The 17,469-nt window shown below is 68.1% G+C and carries 17 protein-coding genes; 8 read left to right on the forward strand and 9 right to left on the reverse strand.

Annotated elements, in window-relative coordinates; all coding sequences use genetic code 11:
- Positions 1–120 precede the first annotated feature (120 nt).
- From BST44_RS00295 to BST44_RS00305, 3 genes are all read left to right on the forward strand, one after another.
- Positions 121–333 carry a hypothetical protein gene (locus BST44_RS00295; protein WP_083174258.1) on the forward strand — a complete coding sequence of 71 codons (213 nt, stop codon included), beginning with the start codon at positions 121–123 and terminating at the stop codon, positions 331–333.
- 289 nt (positions 334–622) lie between these two features.
- On the forward strand, positions 623–1,858 hold the full coding sequence (locus BST44_RS00300; protein WP_083174260.1) for a sodium-dependent bicarbonate transport family permease: 1,236 nt from the start codon (positions 623–625) through the stop codon (positions 1,856–1,858).
- Between the two features lie 201 nt (positions 1,859–2,059).
- A complete protein-coding gene (locus tag BST44_RS00305; protein ID WP_083174261.1) occupies positions 2,060–3,286 on the forward strand; it encodes a sodium-dependent bicarbonate transport family permease in 1,227 nt (408 codons plus the stop codon).
- 3 nt (positions 3,287–3,289) lie between these two features.
- Here BST44_RS00305 and hemW read toward each other — a convergent pair whose 3' ends face one another.
- Complete coding sequence (gene hemW, locus BST44_RS00310; protein WP_083174263.1) at positions 3,290–4,462, reverse strand: radical SAM family heme chaperone HemW; 1,173 nt, start codon at positions 4,460–4,462, stop codon at positions 3,290–3,292.
- Between the two features lie 219 nt (positions 4,463–4,681).
- On the opposite strand from hemW, the gene BST44_RS31505 reads away from it, so the two are divergent.
- The 3 genes from BST44_RS31505 to BST44_RS00325 all read left to right on the forward strand — a co-directional run bounded on the left by BST44_RS31505 (position 4,682) and on the right by BST44_RS00325 (position 7,266).
- Positions 4,682–4,738, forward strand: coding sequence for an Ms4527A family Cys-rich leader peptide (locus tag BST44_RS31505; RefSeq protein WP_368072687.1), 57 nt, complete (start codon positions 4,682–4,684; stop codon positions 4,736–4,738).
- Positions 4,739–4,846: 108 nt separating this feature from the next.
- Positions 4,847–6,526 carry a nitrite/sulfite reductase gene (locus BST44_RS00320; protein ID WP_083174266.1) on the forward strand — a complete coding sequence of 560 codons (1,680 nt, stop codon included), beginning with the start codon at positions 4,847–4,849 and terminating at the stop codon, positions 6,524–6,526.
- Positions 6,523–7,266 carry a phosphoadenylyl-sulfate reductase gene (locus tag BST44_RS00325; protein WP_083174267.1) on the forward strand — a complete coding sequence of 248 codons (744 nt, stop codon included), beginning with the start codon at positions 6,523–6,525 and terminating at the stop codon, positions 7,264–7,266. The genes BST44_RS00320 and BST44_RS00325 overlap by 4 nt, the downstream gene beginning before the upstream one ends.
- A 12-nt stretch (positions 7,267–7,278) precedes the next feature.
- Here BST44_RS00325 and BST44_RS00330 read toward each other — a convergent pair whose 3' ends face one another.
- The 5 genes from BST44_RS00330 to BST44_RS00350 all read right to left on the reverse strand — a co-directional run bounded on the left by BST44_RS00330 (position 7,279) and on the right by BST44_RS00350 (position 11,632).
- A complete protein-coding gene (locus BST44_RS00330; RefSeq protein WP_083174269.1) occupies positions 7,279–8,370 on the reverse strand; it encodes a sulfate/molybdate ABC transporter ATP-binding protein in 1,092 nt (363 codons plus the stop codon).
- Positions 8,367–9,200, reverse strand: a complete 834-nt coding sequence (cysW, locus tag BST44_RS00335) for a sulfate ABC transporter permease subunit CysW (RefSeq protein WP_083174271.1) — start codon at positions 9,198–9,200, stop codon at positions 8,367–8,369. The genes BST44_RS00330 and cysW overlap by 4 nt, the downstream gene beginning before the upstream one ends.
- Positions 9,197–10,084, reverse strand: coding sequence for a sulfate ABC transporter permease subunit CysT (cysT, locus tag BST44_RS00340; protein ID WP_208619701.1), 888 nt, complete (start codon positions 10,082–10,084; stop codon positions 9,197–9,199). The genes cysW and cysT overlap by 4 nt, the downstream gene beginning before the upstream one ends.
- Positions 10,081–11,118 (reverse strand): sulfate ABC transporter substrate-binding protein, encoded by a 1,038-nt coding sequence (locus tag BST44_RS00345; protein WP_083174272.1) that lies wholly within the window; start codon positions 11,116–11,118, stop codon positions 10,081–10,083. The genes cysT and BST44_RS00345 overlap by 4 nt, the downstream gene beginning before the upstream one ends.
- 319 nt (positions 11,119–11,437) lie before the next feature.
- Positions 11,438–11,632, reverse strand: a complete 195-nt coding sequence (locus BST44_RS00350; protein WP_083174274.1) for a hypothetical protein — start codon at positions 11,630–11,632, stop codon at positions 11,438–11,440.
- A 53-nt stretch (positions 11,633–11,685) separates the two neighbouring features.
- On the opposite strand from BST44_RS00350, the gene BST44_RS00355 reads away from it, so the two are divergent.
- Positions 11,686–12,921, forward strand: a complete 1,236-nt coding sequence (locus BST44_RS00355; RefSeq protein ID WP_083174275.1) for an FAD-dependent oxidoreductase — start codon at positions 11,686–11,688, stop codon at positions 12,919–12,921.
- Between the two features lie 65 nt (positions 12,922–12,986).
- Entirely contained in the window at positions 12,987–15,026 is a 2,040-nt protein-coding gene (locus BST44_RS00360; protein ID WP_083174277.1) for a glycoside hydrolase family 15 protein, read from the forward strand.
- Between the two features lie 28 nt (positions 15,027–15,054).
- Here the strand turns inward: BST44_RS00360 and BST44_RS00365 are convergent, their stop codons facing one another.
- From BST44_RS00365 to BST44_RS00375, 3 genes are all read right to left on the reverse strand, one after another.
- Positions 15,055–15,813, reverse strand: coding sequence for a sensor domain-containing protein (locus BST44_RS00365; protein WP_083174278.1), 759 nt, complete (start codon positions 15,811–15,813; stop codon positions 15,055–15,057).
- A 150-nt stretch (positions 15,814–15,963) separates the two neighbouring features.
- On the reverse strand, positions 15,964–16,743 hold the full coding sequence (locus BST44_RS00370) for a sensor domain-containing protein (protein WP_083174280.1): 780 nt from the start codon (positions 16,741–16,743) through the stop codon (positions 15,964–15,966).
- Positions 16,743–17,468 carry a sensor domain-containing protein gene (locus BST44_RS00375; RefSeq protein ID WP_083174718.1) on the reverse strand — a complete coding sequence of 242 codons (726 nt, stop codon included), beginning with the start codon at positions 17,466–17,468 and terminating at the stop codon, positions 16,743–16,745. The genes BST44_RS00370 and BST44_RS00375 overlap by 1 nt, the downstream gene beginning before the upstream one ends.
- Position 17,469 lies beyond the last annotated feature (1 nt).

The raw sequence follows: 17,469 nt of genomic DNA on the forward strand, positions 1-17,469 counted from the left end.
CCGGCCGCCGCGACGGGATTGCTCATAAAATCACCGTCTAACCGTGCGAACCCGCTCGCCGGCGGAGTAGTTGGTTGCGCGCCCGATAGTTACCCACCGCCAACCATCGAGAGGAACACCATGTTCGTGATCCGGCTTGCGAACGGCGAAGAGGTCCAGGGCGCCGACAATGACGGGCTCGAAATCAACCAGGAAACGGGTGTCCTCACGGTCTCGCGTGTCGACGGTTTCGAGGAAATCACCACCCATTACTCGCCAATGGCGTGGCTGTCGGTGACCCACCGCAAGAAGGGCGCCGGCGTCAGGCCCTCGCTCATTTCCTCGGCGCGCTAATTTCCCGTTGACCCCACAGCAAATCCACAGGACTTTCACACCAAACCCACGCCCGCCGTTCCGGTGCCGCACCCCCGGAGAGGCATCGGTCACAGCCTTCTGACCAGCGACTTTACCCCGCGCCAGCCCGCCCGGCTCGGCCCGACACGCCCGTACTTCCTGCTTTGCATTCGAGTGGCGATTTGAGACCGGCGGGGATAAGTTTTGCTCGGTCGTCGGGATGTTCGTGGTGGCTCCGCTTGCGGACGGTGCTTTCCCTGATCACCGCACTCATCGAGGGAGGCATCGAATGCTGCAAGAGTTTTGGCAAAACTTCACCCACAACCTGTTCAAGCCGCTCCTGCTCTTCTTCTACTTCGGATTCCTGATTCCGATCCTGAAGGTGCGGTTCGAATTTCCCTACGTTATTTACCAGGGCTTGACCATGTACCTGCTGCTGGCCATCGGCTGGCACGGCGGCGAAGAACTCGCGAAAATCAGCGCGGGCAGCGTCGGGGTGATCGTCGGCTTCATGGTGCTGGGCTTCGTGCTCAACTTCGTGATCGGCGGCATCGCCTACCTGTTGCTGAATTGGCTGACGTCCCTTCGACGAATCGACCGCGCAACCGTCGCGGGGTACTACGGATCTGACTCGGCGGGAACGTTCGCCACCTGCGTCGCCGTCCTGACCGCCGTCGGCATGGCGTTCAACGCCTACATGCCCGTCATGCTGGCCGTGATGGAGATTCCCGGCTGCCTGGTGGCGCTCTATTTCGTGGCGCGCCTCCGCCACCGCGGGATGGATGCGGCGGGCAACATGGCCGACGAGCCCGGCTACATCGCACCGGTCAAGGTTTCGGTTGGCCCCGGTACGGCGGCCAAGCCGCCGCACGGCGGCAGCCTCGAGGCCGAGACCGAGCGTGGCATAGAGCAGGAACTCGAATTCTCCCTGGAGAAGCTCGACCACCCCGACTGGGAGCCCGACCAGAGCCCGCCGCACACGACCGGCAAGAGGGTGCCGATCTTCTCGCGGGAGCTGTTCCAAGAGGTCTTCCTGAACCCGGGGCTCGTCCTGCTCATGGGCGGCATCATCATCGGCCTGGTCAGCGGCCTGCAGGGTCAGAAGGTGGTCGCCGACGACGACAGGTTCTTCGTCCTGGCGTTCCAGGGCGTGCTCTGCCTGTTCCTGCTCGAAATGGGCATGACGGCCTCACGGAAGTTGAAGGACCTGCGGACGGCCGGCCCCGGTTTCATCTTCTTCGGCCTGCTCGCGCCGAATATCTTTGCACCCCTTGGCATCCTGGTCGCCCACATCTACGCCTCGCTCACCCACGCCGATTTCAAGCCGGGGACGTACGTGTTGTTCGCGGTGCTGTGCGGTGCGGCGTCCTACATCGCCGTCCCGGCGGTCCAGCGGCTGGCGATCCCCGAAGCCAGCCCCACCCTGCCGTTGGCGGCGTCGCTCGGCCTGACGTTCTCCTACAACGTCACCATCGGGATCCCGCTCTACATCGAGGTCAACCGGCTGATCGCGCACTGGTTCTAGATTCGCCGAACCGGCGGTCGCGCGGCCTGCCGAACATGGTGGCCGACATGCCTTTTGACGAGGCGCGGCAAGCCGGTTGTTAATTGTTCGTAAAGAGGGTGGAGCCGGGTCGCCCACGGCCGCGGGTTTCCACTAAGTTCGTGGGCGCCGCGAGTCGGGTCCGGGCTACGGCAGCACCGGACCGCGTCGCCGGGAGGCCACATGCTTGACGAGTTGTGGCAGAACTTCATCCACAACCTGTTCAAGCCGCTGTTGCTGTTCTTCTATTTCGGGTTTCTCATCCCGATCCTCAAGGTGCGGTTCGAGTTTCCGTACGTGATCTACCAGGGCCTGACCATGTATCTGCTGGTGGCCATCGGCTGGCAGGGCGGCGAAGAACTCGCCAAAGTGAAACCGGCCGACCTCGACAACATCGCCGGGTTCGTGGCACTGGGTCTCGCGCTGAACTTCGCGATCGGGGCGCTCACCTACGTCCTGCTGAGGTATCTGACCCGGCTGCGGCGGGTCGACCGGGCGGCGGTTGCGGGCTACTACGGGTCGGATTCGGCGGGCACGTTCGCCACCTGCGTCGCCGTCCTGGCCAGCGTCAAGATCGCCTCCGACGCCTACATGCCGGTCCTGCTGGCGTTCATGGAGATCCCCGGGTGCCTGGTGGCGCTGTACCTGGTGGCCCGGCTCAGGCATCGGGGGATGGACGAGACCGGGTTCATGCCGGACGAGGACGGCTACACGACGCCCGCCGCGGTGGGGCCGGGCGCGGCCGCCCAGCACGGGCGGCCCGAGGGCGTCGACGACCGGGCGGAGCGCGGGATCGAGGAAGAGCTGGAGCTCTCGCTCGAAAAGCGGGAGCACCCGGAGTGGTACGGGGACGGCCGGCAGCGCGCGAAGGCACCGCTGCTGTCGCGCGGGATAGCACAGGAAGTGTTTTTCAACCCCGGGCTCATCCTCCTCGTCGGCGGCATCGCCATCGGCTTCATCGGTGCGCTGCAGGGCCAGAAGGTGGTGCACGACCAGAACGAGCTCTTCGTCGCCGCGTTCCAGGGTGTGCTGTGCCTGTTCCTGCTCGAGATGGGCATGACGGCCTCCCGAAAGTTGCGGGATCTCAGGTTGGCCGGCGGCGGGTTCATCGCATTCGGCCTGGTCGCGCCCAATTTGTTTGCGACCCTGGGCATCGTGGGCGCCTACGCCTACGCGAACCTGACGGACACCCACTTCCAGCCGGGTACCTATGTGCTGTTCGCCGTGCTGTGCAGTTCGGCGTCGTACATCACGCTGCCCGCCGTGCAGCGGCTGGGCATCCCCGAAGCGAGCCCGACGCTGCCGCTGGCGGCCGCGCTAGGGCTGACCTTCTCCTACACCGTCACCGTCGGGATTCCGCTCTACATCGAGATCAATCGCGCGGTCGCGCACTGGTTCCCGACCAGCTGAGCACTATCCCAGGACGGTGCGCACCACCGCGTCGGCCAGCAGGCGTCCGCGCGGCGTGAGGACGAACCGGTCGTCGGCTGACACCAGCAACCCGTCGGCGACCGCGCCCTCGGCGCGCCGCCGTTCGGCCGGGTCCAGCACGTCGTGCGGAAGCCCTTGCCGCAGCCGGGTTTTCAACAGCACGTCCTCGGTGTGCAGGGCGTCGGGGTCCAGCAGCTCGAAGCCACCCACCGGGAGCGCGGCGCGGGCCAGCATCTCCGCATAGGCATTGGGGTGCTTGACGTTCCACCACCGCACGGCGCCGACGTGGCCGTGCGCTCCCGGGCCGGCGCCCCACCACTGGCCACCGTCCCAGTAGCCGAGATTGTGTCGGCATTCACCGCCCGGCCGCGACCAGTTGGACACTTCGTACCAAGTCAGCCCGGCCTCGGACAGCCGGGCATCGACCAGCTCGTAGCGGTGCGCGAGCACGTCGTCGTCGGGAGCCGCCAGCTCGCCCCGCCGAACGCGGCGGGCGAGTGCGGTGCCCTCCTCGACGACCAGGGCGTACGCCGACACATGATCGACGCCGGTCTCGACCGCCGTGTCGACCGAACGCAGCAGGTCGTCGTCCGACTCCCCCGGCGTGCCATAGATGAGATCGAGGCTGACGTGTTCGAAGCCCGCGTCCAACGCCTCGCGGGCCGCGGCCGCCGATCGGTTCGGGGTGTGAATGCGGTCCAGCACCCCCAGCACCGTCGGCGACACCGACTGCATGCCGAGCGACACCCGCGTGTAGCCGGCCGCGCGGGCGGCATCGAAGAAGTCCGGCCAGGCCGACTCGGGGTTGGCCTCGGTGGTGATCTCGGCATCGGGCGCCAACGCGAAATGCTCCCGCACCATGTCCAGCAACGACGCCACGCGCGCGCCGCCCAGCAGGGACGGCGTCCCTCCCCCGACGAACACGGTGTCCACGGTCGGCCCGGAGAGCCGCTCCGCGGCCAGTTGCAGCTCGGTCCGCAGCGCCGCCAGCCAGGCGTCGGGATTCACTCCCCCCAACTCGGCCGGGGTGTAGGTGTTGAAATCGCAGTAACCGCAACGGGTTATGCAGAAGGGAACGTGGACGTACACCCCGAATGGCCGCCCGGGGACGGGCCGCAACTCGGGCAGCGCGACCGCTTCCTCGCGAAGTGTCATGCCAAATCATCCCACGGCGCGCCGCCCGCGACCGGGCGCCGAGCCCGCCCGAACCGTGCCACGCGGCCGCTATTCCTGGGTTTCTTTACCCGCGTGGCCGGCTTGACCGTGGAATTCCGCTCACCGTGAACGGATATTTCACCTGGTGGCGTGACCCCCCGGTGGGCGTGGCACAATGGGGGCGTGACCGTCGCTTCGCCCAGCCTGCGCATTGCGCTCGTGGCGCGGCGGCACATTGATCTCAAGCGTGTTTGCAGCTGTTGCTGTCTCCCTTGATGTCGTAGACCCGCCCACCTGTACGTCCAGCTGGCATCGGATCTGCGCCGCCGATACCACCGGTGAGCTGTGCTTCTATGCCTGCGATGTCGAAAAGGAGACCTCTTGATGACCACAGCCCGTCCCGCTGGGGCGCCCAAGAAGGCCCGCAACGAGGGCCAGTGGGCGCTGGGAGATCGGGAGCCGCTCAACCCCAACGAGGAGATGAAGCACGCCGGCGCCCCGCTCGACGTGCGCGAACGCATCGAGAACGTGTACGCCAAGGCCGGGTTCGACAGCATCGACAAGAGCGACCTGCGTGGCCGTTTCCGCTGGTGGGGCCTCTACACCCAGCGCGAACAGGGCTACGACGGCACCTTCACCGGCGACGAGAACGCCGATCTCCTGGAGGCCAAGTACTTCATGATGCGGGTGCGCTGCGACGGCGGCGCGCTGTCGGCCGCCGCGCTGCGTACGGTCGGCCAGATCTCGATCGACTTCGGCCGCGACACCGCCGACATCTCCGATCGCCAGAACGTGCAGATGCACTGGATCGAGGTCGAGAACGTCCCGGAGATCTGGCGGCGGCTCGCCGACGTGGGCCTGCAGACCGCCGAGGCGTGCGGCGACTGCCCGCGCGTCATCCTCGGTTCGCCGCTGGCCGGCGAGTCCCTCGACGAGGTGCTCGATCCGACCTGGGCGATCGACGAGATCGTGCGCCGCTACATCGGCAAGCCTGAGTTCGCCGACCTGCCCCGCAAATACAAGACCGCGATCTCGGGTCTGCAGGACGTCGCGCACGAGATCAACGACATCGCCTTCATCGGCGTCCACCACCCCGAGCACGGGCCCGGCCTGGACCTGTGGGTCGGCGGCGGCCTGTCCACCAACCCGATGCTGGCCCAGCGGGTCGGCGCCTGGGTGCCGCTGGACGAGGTGCCCGAGGTCTGGGAGGCCGTCACGTCGATTTTCCGCGATTACGGCTACCGGCGGCTGCGGTCCAAGGCCCGGTTGAAGTTCTTGATCAAGGACTGGGGCATCGAAAGGTTCCGGGAAGTCCTCGAAACCGAGTACCTCAAGCGGCCCCTGATCGACGGCCCGGCCCCCGAGCCGCTGAAGCATCCGATCGATCACGTCGGCGTACAGCGGCTCAAGAACGGGCTCAACGCCGTCGGGGCGGCCCCGATCGCCGGACGCGTCTCGGGCACCGTCCTCTCGGCGGTGGCCGACCTGATGGAGGCCGCCGGCTCGGACCGGGTGCGGTTCACCCCCTACCAGAAGCTGGTCATCCTCGACGTCGCCGACGACAAGCTCGACGATGTGCTCGCCGGGCTGGAGGCGCTGGGACTGCAAACCACACCGTCGCGGTGGCGCCGAAACCTGATGGCCTGCACCGGGATCGAATACTGCAAGCTGTCGTTCGCCGAAACCCGGGGCAAGGCACAGGTTTTGGTGCCCGAGCTGGAACGCCGACTCGAGGACGTCAACGCGGCGCTCGACGTGCCGATCACCGTCAACATCAACGGTTGCCCGAATTCGTGTGCCCGGATACAGGTGGCCGACATCGGCTTCAAGGGTCAAATGGTCGACGACGGTCACGGCGGCTCCGTCGAGGGCTTTCAGGTGCACCTGGGCGGCAGCCTCGGACTGGACAGCGGATTCGGGCGGAAGCTGCGCCAGCACAAGGTCACCAGCGACGAATTGGGCGACTACATCGACCGGGTGGTGCGCAACTTCCTCAAGCACCGCAGTGCGGGAGAACGGTTCGCGCAGTGGGCGATTCGGGCGGAAGAGGACGATCTTCGATGAGTGGGCAGGCAACGAAACGGACCGAAGCAGAACTGCGGGACCTCGCGGCGCGTGGCGCCGCGGAGCTCGAGGGCGCCAGCGCCACCGAGGTGTTGCGTTGGACCGATGAGACCTTCGGCGGAGTCAACGGGCCCCGCGGCTGGGCGACCTGCAACTACGTGCTGACCTCCAGCATGCAGGAGGCCGTGTTGATCGATCTGGCGGCCAGGGTCCGGCCGGGCGTGCCGGTGGTCTTCCTGGACACGGGCTACCACTTCGCCGAAACCATCGGAACCCGGGACGCCGTCGAGTCGGTCTACGACATCCACCTGCTCGACATCACCCCCGAGCGGACGGTGGCCGAGCAGGACCGGTTGCTGGGGAAGAACCTGTTCACCCGCGATCCGGGCGAGTGCTGCCGGTTGCGCAAGGTGGTGCCGCTGCGGCGGGTACTGAGCGGATACTCCGCCTGGGTGACCGGATTACGCCGCAGCGAGGCGGCGACTCGCGCCAACGCGCCGGTGATCGCCTTCGACGAGGGCTTCAAGCTGGTGAAGATCAACCCGCTGGTGGCGTGGACCGACGAGGACATGCAGAACTACATCGACGAGCACGGGGTGTTGGTCAATCCGCTTGTCTACGACGGGTATCCGTCGATCGGCTGCGCTCCGTGCACGGCGAAGCCGCTCGCCGGCGCCGACCCGCGCAGCGGGCGCTGGCAGGGGTTGTCGAAGACCGAGTGCGGGCTGCACGCCTCCTGAGGCGCCCGCCGGTCAGGCCGACGTCAGCGTCGTCTGATCCTGGCCGGCGCCGGGATCGTCGCCACCGTTGGCCGACGCGTTGACGCTGATCGGCGGCACCCGAGTCGCCCGCACGTAAACGGTGTCGCCCTCGTTCAGGGCCAGCGCCTCGGCGTCGCCCCGGGTGATCTGGGCGATGAAGGAGCCGCCGGTGGCGGCGCTGGTCAGTTCCACCCGCACCTCGAAGCCCAGCACCACCACGCGATCGACGGTCGCCCGCAGGACGCCGGTGGATTCCCCGGTGCCGTCGGCCGCGGCGACCGCCATGTCCGGGGTGCGGCCGACCCGGATGTCGTGCGGCCGCACCAGCGTGCCGTTCAGCGTGGAAACCGCGCCCAGGAAGGACATCACGAACGCGTTCGCCGGGGCGTCGTAGACCTCCGTGGGGGTTCCGACCTGCTCGATGCGGCCCTGGTTGAGCACGGCGATCCGGTCGGCGACGTCGAGCGCCTCGGACTGGTCGTGGGTGACCAGCACCGTGGTCACGTGCACCTCGTCGTGCAGGCGGCGCAACCACGCCCGCAGGTCCTCGCGCACCTTGGCGTCCAGCGCGCCGAACGGCTCGTCGAGCAACAGCACCTGGGGGTCGACCGCCAAGGCCCGCGCAAGTGCCATCCGCTGTCGTTGGCCACCGGACAGCTGGTTGGGATAGCGGTTCTGAAACCCGCTCAGCCCCACCACTTCCAGCAGGTTGTCGACCTTGGCCTTGACCTCCGCCTTGGGCCGCTTGCGGATCTTCAACCCGTAGGCCACGTTGTCCCGGACGGTCAGATGCTTGAACGCCGCATAATGCTGGAACACGAAGCCGATCCCGCGGCGTTGCGGCGGCACCCGGGTCACGTCGAGTCCGTCGATCGTGACCGTTCCGCTGTCGGGCCGGTCGAGGCCGGCGATGGCACGCAACAGGGTCGACTTGCCGGAACCGCTGGGCCCCAACAACGCGGTCAGGGAACCGGCGGGCACGACGAAGTTGACGTTGTCCAGCGCCACGAAATCGCCGTAGCGCTTGCACGCGTCCCGCACGACGATCGCGTGTTCGGTGCGGGCCGCCCCCGGGCCGGTCATGCCCACATCTCCTTGTCGGCCCGGGCCGCTCGCGTCCGGCGGACGTCGAGCAGCACCTGGAAGATCAGCACCAGCACCGAGACCGCCATCAGCAGCGTCGACAGCGCGTAGGCCCCGTACTCGGCGCCCCGGTTGTAGCGATCCGACACAAGCAGCGTCAGCGTTTGCGATGTTCCCGGCAGGTTGGACGACACCATGATCACCGCGCCGTATTCGCCGAGCGTACGGGCGACGGTCAGCACGATGCCGTAGGTCAGCCCCCACCGGATGGACGGCAGCGTGATCCGCCAAAACGTTTGCCACCAACCGGAACCCAGCGTCGCCGCCGCCTCCTCCTGATCGGTGCCCAATTCGTGCAGGACCGGTTCCACCTCACGCACGACGAACGGCAGGGTGACGAAGACGCTCGCGAGCACGATGCCGGGCAGACCGAAGATGATTTTGAAGCCAAGATCCTTCTCGAGGAAGCCGAAGGCGCCGGCCGATCCCCACAGCAGGATCAGCGCGACGCCCACGATGACCGGCGACACCGCGAACGGCAGGTCGATGATCGCCTGCAGGACGCCTTTGCCACGGAATCGGTTGCGCGCCAGGACCAGTGCGGTCGGGATGCCGAACAGCACGTTCAGCGGCACCACGATGGCCACCACCAGAAGCGACAGGTCCAGCGCCGAGATCGCGGCGGGGGTGCTGACCCAGTCGAAGAACTGGCCGAACCCGGGCCGGAACGTGCGCCACAGGATCAGCGCGACCGGGACGACGACCAGCACGAAGACATAGGCCAGCGCGACATAGCGGATCAGGTAGCGCACCCGGGCCGACGACGTCACGCGGCCATCTCCTCGCGTTTGGCGGCGCGCGAGCCGACGATGCGCAGCACGAGCAGCACCAGGAACGAAATCACCAGCAACACAATCGAGATCGCCGCGGCGCCGGTGCGATCGTCGTTCTCGATCAAGGTCCGTATCCACTGCGATGACACTTCGGTCTTTCCCGGCACCGCCCCGCCGATCAGCACCACCGAACCGAACTCGCCGATCGCGCGCGAGAACGCCAGGCCCGCGCCGGACAACAGCGCCGGCGTCAACGACGGCAGCACGACCGACGTGAAGATCTTCGGCGCGGTGGCGCCCAGCGAGGCCGCCGCCTCCTCGGTCTCGCGATCGATTTCCAGCAGCACCGGCTGGACCGCCCGCACCACGAACGGCAGCGTCACGAAGGCCAACGCCACCGCCACCCCCCACGCGGTGTGTTGCAGATGCAGACCGACCGGGCTGTTGTTGCCGTACAGGGCCAGCATCACCAGGCTGGCGACGATGGTGGGCAGCGCGAACGGAAGATCGATGACCGCGTCGACCAGCCGCTTGCCGGCGAAGTCGTCGCGGACCAGCACCCAGGCGATCAGCAGGCCGAACACCAGATTGACGACGGTCACTGCGGCCGAAATTGTCAGCGTCACCCGGAACGAGTCCAGCGCGGCGTTCGACGTGACCGCCGACCAGAACGCCTCCCAGCCGCCACCGACGGCCTGCCAGGCGATCGCGGCGAGCGGCAGCAACACGATCACCGACAGCCAGACGACGGCCACCCCGAAGCGCAGCGTCGCGCCGGCCGGCCCGCGGCCACGCCGCCCGCCCCCGAGGGGCGCGTCACCGCCGGCGTCGTCGAATCCGGACCCGGCCAGGCGCGGCCCCCCGGTCGTCGCCGCCGTCATCCGGTGGCCTGCATGTAGATCTTGGTGATGCTGCCGGTGCTCTTGTCGAACAGCTGCGGGTCGATCGCGTTCCAGCCGCCCAGGTCGGCGACCGTCCACAGTTTCGCCGGTACCGGATACTGGTCGCGGAATTCGGCCGCCACGGCCGGATCGACCGGACGGAAACCGGCCTGCGCCCACAACTTCTGCGCCGCGGCTGTGTACTGGAAGTTCTTGAAGGCGGTCGCGGCGCCCAGGTGCGTGCTGGTGCTCACCACCGCCACCGGGTTCTCGATCTTGAAGGTCTGTTGCGGGATGACGTGTTCGACCGGTTTGCCCGCGCGCTCGGTGGCGATCGCCTCGTTCTCGTAGCTGATCAACACGTCCCCGCTGCCCTGGACGAACACGTCGGTGGCTTCCCGGCCCGACCCGGGGCGCAGTTTGACGTGTTCGCTCACCAGCTTGCCGACGAAATCGATTCCCGCCTGGCCGTCCTGGCCGCCACGGCTCTCAACGGCGTACGGCGCGAGCAGATTCCACTTGGCCGAGCCCGAACTCAACGGGCTGGGCGTGATCACCTCGACGCCGGGGCGGACGAGGTCGTCCCAGTCCTTGATGTTCTTGGGATTGCCCTTACGCACCACCAGGGCGACCACCGACCCGAACGGGATGCCCTTGGTGGCGTCGGCGTTCCACTCTTTGGAAACCTTGCCCGCCTTCACCAGCCGGGTGATGTCCGGTTCGACCGAGAAGTTGACCACGTCGGCCGGTTTGCCGTCGAGGACTCCGCGCGACTGGTCACCGGAGGCGCCGTAGGAGGTGACCACCTGCACGGCCTTGCCCTCGTCGGCGGCGTTGAACGCGGGAATCACCTTGCTCCAGCCGGGTTCCGGGGCGGAGTAGGCGACCAGGGTCAGGCTGGTGTGCGCGTTGGCGGGCCCGCCCCCGCCGACAACGTCGCTGGCACCGCCGCCGCACCCTGCGACGACGGCGACGATCAGCGCGAGCGTGACCACCGGCCGCCAGCGCGGCGCGCCGGTGATGTCGTTGGGCATTCGGGCCTTCCAGAGCGGGGACTTACGGTTTTTGGTCCCGTTTTCCTGCGGAAAGGCGCCTTGAACGAGGGGAGACCTCACACAACCCCATACCAGACCGCACACGGGTTTGGCAGTCAGCGACAACAGTGCACGAAGACATGGCGCTCCACGACGCCGGATGTCTCATGCATGGCCGGAAGCCTAACAGGAATCGGCAGGCCCGCCAGCGAGCGAGGGGACGGCGACCCGCTCGCTCAGTGCGTCAGGCACCACGCGACGATCACCAGCACCACGAGCGAGACCAGAATCAGCGTCACGTGTGACCGAGGCATGCGCGTTACCCGGGCGCCTCACCGGCGTGGCGGGCGCGGCGCATCAGGGCGATGCTCTTGCCGAGCAGGCCGTCGAGGAGCCCCGCCGTGACGGCGGCCACCAACAGCACGACCGGCATCACCACCATCGCCTGGAGAACGAAAGCGAGCCCGGAAAGCCACAGCTCGTTGCCGTCCCACCAACTCAGGAACGCGGTCACGGGCTCACCCTATTCGGCCGTGCGGCGGAAAACCAATGTGCCAAGATCGGCGCATGCCCACCCAGCCCCCCACGCCAGCGGCGACGGCCTGCCTGATCGCCGGCGGCGGCCCGGCGGGAATGGTGCTGGGGCTGCTGCTGGCCCGCGCCGGTGTTGACGTCACGGTGATGGAAAAGCACGCGGACTTCCTGCGTGACTTTCGCGGCGACACCGTGCACGCGAGCACCCTGCGGCTGCTCGACGAACTGGGTCTGGGTCCGCGGTTCGCGCAGATCCCGCATCGCCTCATCGACACCGTCCACATGGAGATACAGAACGAGCCGGTCGGGCTCGACCTGACCCGCCTTCCGGGCGCGCACAAGCACATCGCCCTGGTGCCGCAATGGGACTTCCTGGAGCTGGTGGCCACCGCCGCCGAGGCCGAGCCGGGCTTCCGGCTGATGCGCAGCACCGAGGTGACCGGCGTGCTCCGGGACGGGGCCCGCGTCGTCGGGGTGACCTACCGCGACCAGACCGGGGAGGTCAAGACCATGCGCGCCGATTTGACCGTGGCCTGCGACGGCCGCTCGTCCACGGTGCGGTCGGCGCTGGGCCTGCAACCGCACAGCTTCGGCGCGCCCATGGACGTGTGGTGGTTCCGGTTGCCCCGCCACCCCGGAGACCCCCGGGGGCTGGCCGGCGTGCTGCGGGCCGGACACGCGGTGATCTCGATCGATCGGGGCGACTACTACCAGATCGCCTACATCATTCCGAAGGGAACCGACGCCCGGCTACGGTCCGAGGGCATCGAAGCGCTGCATCGGGCGCTGGTCGGCATGGTGCCCTGGCTCGGCGACCGCGTGCAGGAACTGACGTCGTTCGACGATGTGAAATTGCTTGACGTGCAACTGAATCGGCTTCGCCGCTGGTATGCCGACGGCGTCTTGTTGATCGGCGACTCCGCGCACGCGATGTCGCCGGTCGGCGGGGTCGGCATCAACCTCGCGGTGGCCGACGCGGTGGCCGCCGCGCGCATCCTGGCCGGCGCCCTACGCGCGGGACGGGCGCCCACGTGGCGGCTGGCCCGGGTACAAGCGCGCCGCTGGCTTCCCACGGTGCTGCTGCAGGGCGCGCAACGGCTGATCCATGCCAACGTGATTGCCGCCGCGGTCGGCGGCACCGAGCACCGGGCGCCGCGGGGCGTGCGGCTGGTGAGCCGTTCCATCGCGTTGCGGCGGCTGGTCGGTTACCTCGTCGCGATCGGCCCGCTCCCCGAGCGCGCCCCGCGGTTCGCCAGGCGCCCCGGGTGAGGAAAGAGTGACGCCACGTCGGCGAAAAAATGGACGGGAGCGGGTTAACAGTCGATGATGTCGGGATGGTCTTGCACGCCGAACCGGCCGATCAGTCCGCCAATGGCGAACCCGAGGAAGCGTTGGTAACGGCTCCCGAACCGACCGTGGACTCGGCGATCGATTGGAATTCGCCGGCCCCGCTCGGCTCCAGCGGGGCGTTGCGGAACCCGTTTCCGCCGATCGCCGATTACGCCTTCCTGTCGGACTGGGAGACGACGTGCCTCATCTCCCCGGCCGGGTCCGTCGAATGGCTGTGCGTGCCGCGGCCGGACTCCCCCAGCGTGTTCGGCGCCATCCTGGACCGCAGCGCCGGCCACTTCCGGCTCGGCCCCTATGGCGTCTCGGTGCCGTCGGCCCGCCGGTACCTGCCCGGCAGCCTGATCATGGAGACCACGTGGCAAACCCACACCGGGTGGCTGATCGTGCGCGACGCGCTGGTGATGGGGCCGTGGCACGACATCGAGCGCCGGTCGCGGACGCACCGTCGCACGCCGATGGACTGGGACGCCGAGCACATCCTGCTGCGCACGGTGCGCTGCGTCAGCGGCACGGTCGAGCTGATGATGAGCTGCGAGCCCGCCTTCGACTACCACCGCGTCGGCGCCACGTGGGAGTACTCGGCCAACGCGTACGGCGAGGCGATCGCGCGCGCGACCAAGCAGCCCGACGCCCACCCGACCCTGCGGCTCACCACCAACCTGCGGATCGGGCTGGAGGGCCGCGAAGCGCGCGCCCGCACCCGGATGAAAGAGGGCGACGACGTGTTCGTCGCCCTGAGCTGGACCAAGCACCCGGCGCCGCAGACCTACGAAGAGGCCGCCGACAAGATGTGGCAGACCACCGAATGCTGGCGGCAATGGATCAACATCGGCAACTTCCCCGACCACCCGTGGCGGGCCTACCTGCAGCGCAGCGCGCTCACGTTGAAGGGGCTGACGTACTCACCCACCGGCGCGCTGCTGGCGGCCGCCACCACCTCGCTGCCGGAAACGCCGCAGGGCGAACGCAATTGGGACTACCGCTACGCGTGGGTGCGTGATTCGACGTTCGCGTTGTGGGGCCTGTACACACTCGGGCTCGACCGCGAGGCCGACGACTTCTTCGCGTTCATCGCCGACGTCTCCGGCGCCAACAGCAACGAACGCCACCCGCTGCAGGTGATGTACGGCGTGGGCGGCGAACGGAGCCTGGTCGAGGAAGATCTGCATCACCTGTCCGGCTACGACCACGCCCGGCCGGTGCGCATCGGCAACGGCGCCTACGACCAGGTCCAGCACGACATCTGGGGCTCGATCCTCGACTCGTTCTACCTGCACTGCAAATCCCGCGAGCAGATCCCGGAGAGCCTGTGGCCGGTGCTCAAGAAGCAGGTCGAAGAGGCGATCAAGCATTGGCGCGAGCCCGACCGGGGCATCTGGGAGGTCCGCGGCGAGCCGCAGCACTTCACCTCGTCGAAGGTGATGTGCTGGGTGGCGCTCGACCGCGGCGCGAAGCTGGCCGAGCGGCAGGGCGAGAAGAGCTACGCCCAGCAGTGGCGGGGCATCGCCGAGGAGATCAAGGACGACATCCTGCAACACGGGGTGGATTCGCGCGGCGTGTTCACCCAGCGCTATGGCAGCGACGCGCTGGACGCCTCACTGCTGCTGGTGGTGCTGACCCGCTTCCTGCCGCCGGACGACCCGCGGGTGCGCAACACCGTGCTGGCCATCGCCGACGAACTCACCTCAGAAGGCCTGGTGCTGCGCTACCGCGTGGAGGAGACCGACGACGGGCTGTCCGGCGAGGAAGGCACGTTCACCATCTGCTCGTTCTGGCTGGTTTCGGCGCTGGTGGAGATCGGCGAGGTGGGGCGCGCCAAGCGGTTGTGCGAGCGGCTGCTGTCCTACGCGAGCCCGCTGCACCTCTACGCCGAGGAGATCGAGCCGCGGACCGGCCGGCATTTGGGCAACTTCCCCCAGGCGTTCACCCACCTGGCGCTGATCAACGCGGTGGTGCACGTGATCCGCGCCGAGGAGGAGGCCGACGGCTCCGGGATGTTCCAGCCGGCCAACGCGCCGATGTAGGCCGTCCCGACTGCGCTCGAAGCGCGTCCTAGCTCAGCGCCGTCACCTTGTCCCGCATGACCTGCGCAATGTCCAGCGCGCTGCTGTTGACGTCGCCTGCTCCTTGGGACAGCGGGCCGAAGGTGTTGACGAAGTCAACCTCGACCTCGATAAGGCAGTTGTCCCGGACGCCGAGGGCCCGCCCGGACGGGATGGACTCAGAGAGTGGACTGGCGAGGTTGAATCCCATCGAAACGGTCGCCGCCAAAACCGAACTCGCGACCTGTACGTCGCTGATTTTCACCTCGAGCCCGAACGACCCGCCCGACGGGTTCAAGACCTTGCCCTCGCAGGATCGCCACTCTTGAGAGATCTTGTCGAAGAGGGCGTTGGCGTCGGCAGCCTTCTCCAGGCTGACCACGCCCTCTTTTACCCGGGTCACCGGCGCGGACTTGGCCTCGGGCCGCCACGTCTCCAGCGCGACGCCCCTGACGTTGCTGGTGCGGTAAGCGCCGTCCTGCAGCATCACGGCGACGCCCATGCAGTCGGCGGGCCAGGCCGACGTGTCACCCCGCAGACTCTCGGGGCCGCCAAAGAGCGGTGGCGATTGCGGATCAACGGTCAGCGGCTGCTTGACGATTCGCGACAGCGCACTCCGGCCCAGCAGCACCCGCTGAATGGCCTGCCCGCCCACCGATCCCGGCGTCGATCCCGGCGCGCGCCGCGCCACACCTCCGACCGTCACCGAGCAGCCGGCGACCAACATCGCCACCCCGAGCAGGGCTACGAGTAACCAACGGCTTTTCATCTGTTCACGGACACTTCTCGCTTGGCTCAACTTCCTGCCCGAGATACTACGTTCGCGGGTGCGGAAACGGCGGCAAGCCGCACCGAAAGCACAGGTCAAGCACAGGCCGACCCCAGCGAAACCCCAGCTTGCGCCCGGGGCCGGAGCCGCTCAGCTCAGTGCGCTGACCTTGTCCATCATCGCGTGCGCGAGGTCGACGGCGCTTCGGTGCACATCACCGGACCCCTCGTCCGACGGCCGCGTCGAATTGAAGAACGCCACCTCGACTTCCACGAGGCAGTTTCCCCGGACGCCGATCGCCCGAGCTTCGGGCCGGGGTCCGCTGGACGGCAATCCGGGCAACTGTGTGTCAATCGAAATGGTGGCCGCGACAACGGAATCCGTGACGCGCACGTCGGAAATGGTGTCCAAGAAGACGATCGCGGGGCGGTCCGTGATGATGCTGGGGCGGCCGATGATCACGGTTGTGCCGTCGCACTCGCGCCATTGCTGGGCAAAGTCCCGGAACAGCGCGGCGGCCCCGGCCGTGCTGGACAGGGCGACCACCCCCTCGGCCACGCTGATCACTTTCGCCGGCCCGTGGGTGTTCCACCACGTCTCCCGCGCCGCGTTCTTGACGTCGCCGGATTGATAGGCGGTCTTCACCATCATCGAGGTGACGCCGGCGCAGTTGGCGGGTGTGACCGCCCCGAAGGCGGGCGGCAACACCTCGGGACCGCCGAACCGTGCCGGAAGCTCGGTTTTGCTACCGAAGGACTGTCCGAGCAGCTTCGCCAGCTCGCCGTCGTCGAGGAGCACCTTCTTGACGGCCTGCCCCGTGACCGGGCGGGGTTTGAGACCGGGCGCGGGCCGCGCGGTGCCGTCGACGGTGCAGCCGGCGGCCAGGGCCACGGCGGCCAGGCAGGCGAGGACGGTTCGGCCGGTTGACATCAACTGCTACTCGACACCTTCCGCAACATGACGTCGACGAGATCGATCGCCCTGGTTCCGGCCTGCACTCGCGGGCCGTCGGCGACTTTGGCCTCGGCGATCACGTCGCCCCGAACGCCGACGGCCCGCTCGTCCGGGGCCGGCGGAGCGTGATGGTTGTCCCAGGCGATGACGGTCGCCGACAGGACCGGCCCGTCGATCCGGGTGTCGGTCGGCTTCGAGTACAACTCGGTGCCGGACGAGTCGTGGGTGTACATGGTGACCGTGGTGCCCTCGCAGTGCTGCCATTGCCTGACGAACGACGCGAAGAGCCGTTGCGCGTCGGCCGTCGACGCCAGCCTGATCGCCGTCGCGGTTGCGCTGGACACCGCCACGCCGGAGTCGTAATTCCAGTAGTCCAGCGTCGCGGCGGCACGCACGTGGCCGGGTTCGTAGACGACACGCATCGCCGGTGCGACGACACCGAGGCATTCGATCGGCGCGGCGCCGCCGCTGTCGCGAATCCCGTTGGGCAGCACGTCGATACCACCCACCAGAGCGGGGGCGTGCGGCGGCAGCCGGTTTCCGACGGCCGCGCTGACCTCCGTGTCGTCCGGCAGGACTTGCTCGAGCGGCAGCACGGATCCGCCGAGCCGGCCCGCGCGCGTGGGCGTCCCGGCGACCGTCGTGACGCAGCCGGTGCCGAGCATGCCGATGCCGGCCAGGGCAACGGCGCGCGTCAGCATC

This window comes from Mycobacterium scrofulaceum, from assembly GCF_002086735.1.
Classification (GTDB): Bacteria; Actinomycetota; Actinomycetes; order Mycobacteriales; family Mycobacteriaceae; genus Mycobacterium; species Mycobacterium scrofulaceum.

Bases quoted from the DNA above. Each gene is read 5' to 3' on its own strand.
- BST44_RS00295 (WP_083174258.1), top strand. From the start codon at position 121: ATGTTCGTGATCCGGCTTGCGAACGGCGAAGAGGTCCAGGGCGCCGAC.
- BST44_RS00300 (WP_083174260.1), top strand. From the start codon at position 623: ATGCTGCAAGAGTTTTGGCAAAACTTCACCCACAACCTGTTCAAGCCG.
- BST44_RS00305 (WP_083174261.1), top strand. From the start codon at position 2,060: ATGCTTGACGAGTTGTGGCAGAACTTCATCCACAACCTGTTCAAGCCG.
- hemW (WP_083174263.1), bottom strand. From the start codon at position 4,462: ATGACACTTCGCGAGGAAGCGGTCGCGCTGCCCGAGTTGCGGCCCGTC.
- BST44_RS00320 (WP_083174266.1), top strand. From the start codon at position 4,847: ATGACCACAGCCCGTCCCGCTGGGGCGCCCAAGAAGGCCCGCAACGAG.
- BST44_RS00325 (WP_083174267.1), top strand. From the start codon at position 6,523: ATGAGTGGGCAGGCAACGAAACGGACCGAAGCAGAACTGCGGGACCTC.
- BST44_RS00330 (WP_083174269.1), bottom strand. From the start codon at position 8,370: ATGACCGGCCCGGGGGCGGCCCGCACCGAACACGCGATCGTCGTGCGG.
- cysT (WP_208619701.1), bottom strand. From the start codon at position 10,084: ATGACGGCGGCGACGACCGGGGGGCCGCGCCTGGCCGGGTCCGGATTC.
- BST44_RS00345 (WP_083174272.1), bottom strand. From the start codon at position 11,118: ATGCCCAACGACATCACCGGCGCGCCGCGCTGGCGGCCGGTGGTCACG.
- BST44_RS00355 (WP_083174275.1), top strand. From the start codon at position 11,686: ATGCCCACCCAGCCCCCCACGCCAGCGGCGACGGCCTGCCTGATCGCC.
- BST44_RS00360 (WP_083174277.1), top strand. From the start codon at position 12,987: ATGGTCTTGCACGCCGAACCGGCCGATCAGTCCGCCAATGGCGAACCC.
- BST44_RS00365 (WP_083174278.1), bottom strand. From the start codon at position 15,813: ATGAAAAGCCGTTGGTTACTCGTAGCCCTGCTCGGGGTGGCGATGTTG.
- BST44_RS00370 (WP_083174280.1), bottom strand. From the start codon at position 16,743: ATGTCAACCGGCCGAACCGTCCTCGCCTGCCTGGCCGCCGTGGCCCTG.
- BST44_RS00375 (WP_083174718.1), bottom strand. From the start codon at position 17,468: ATGCTGACGCGCGCCGTTGCCCTGGCCGGCATCGGCATGCTCGGCACC.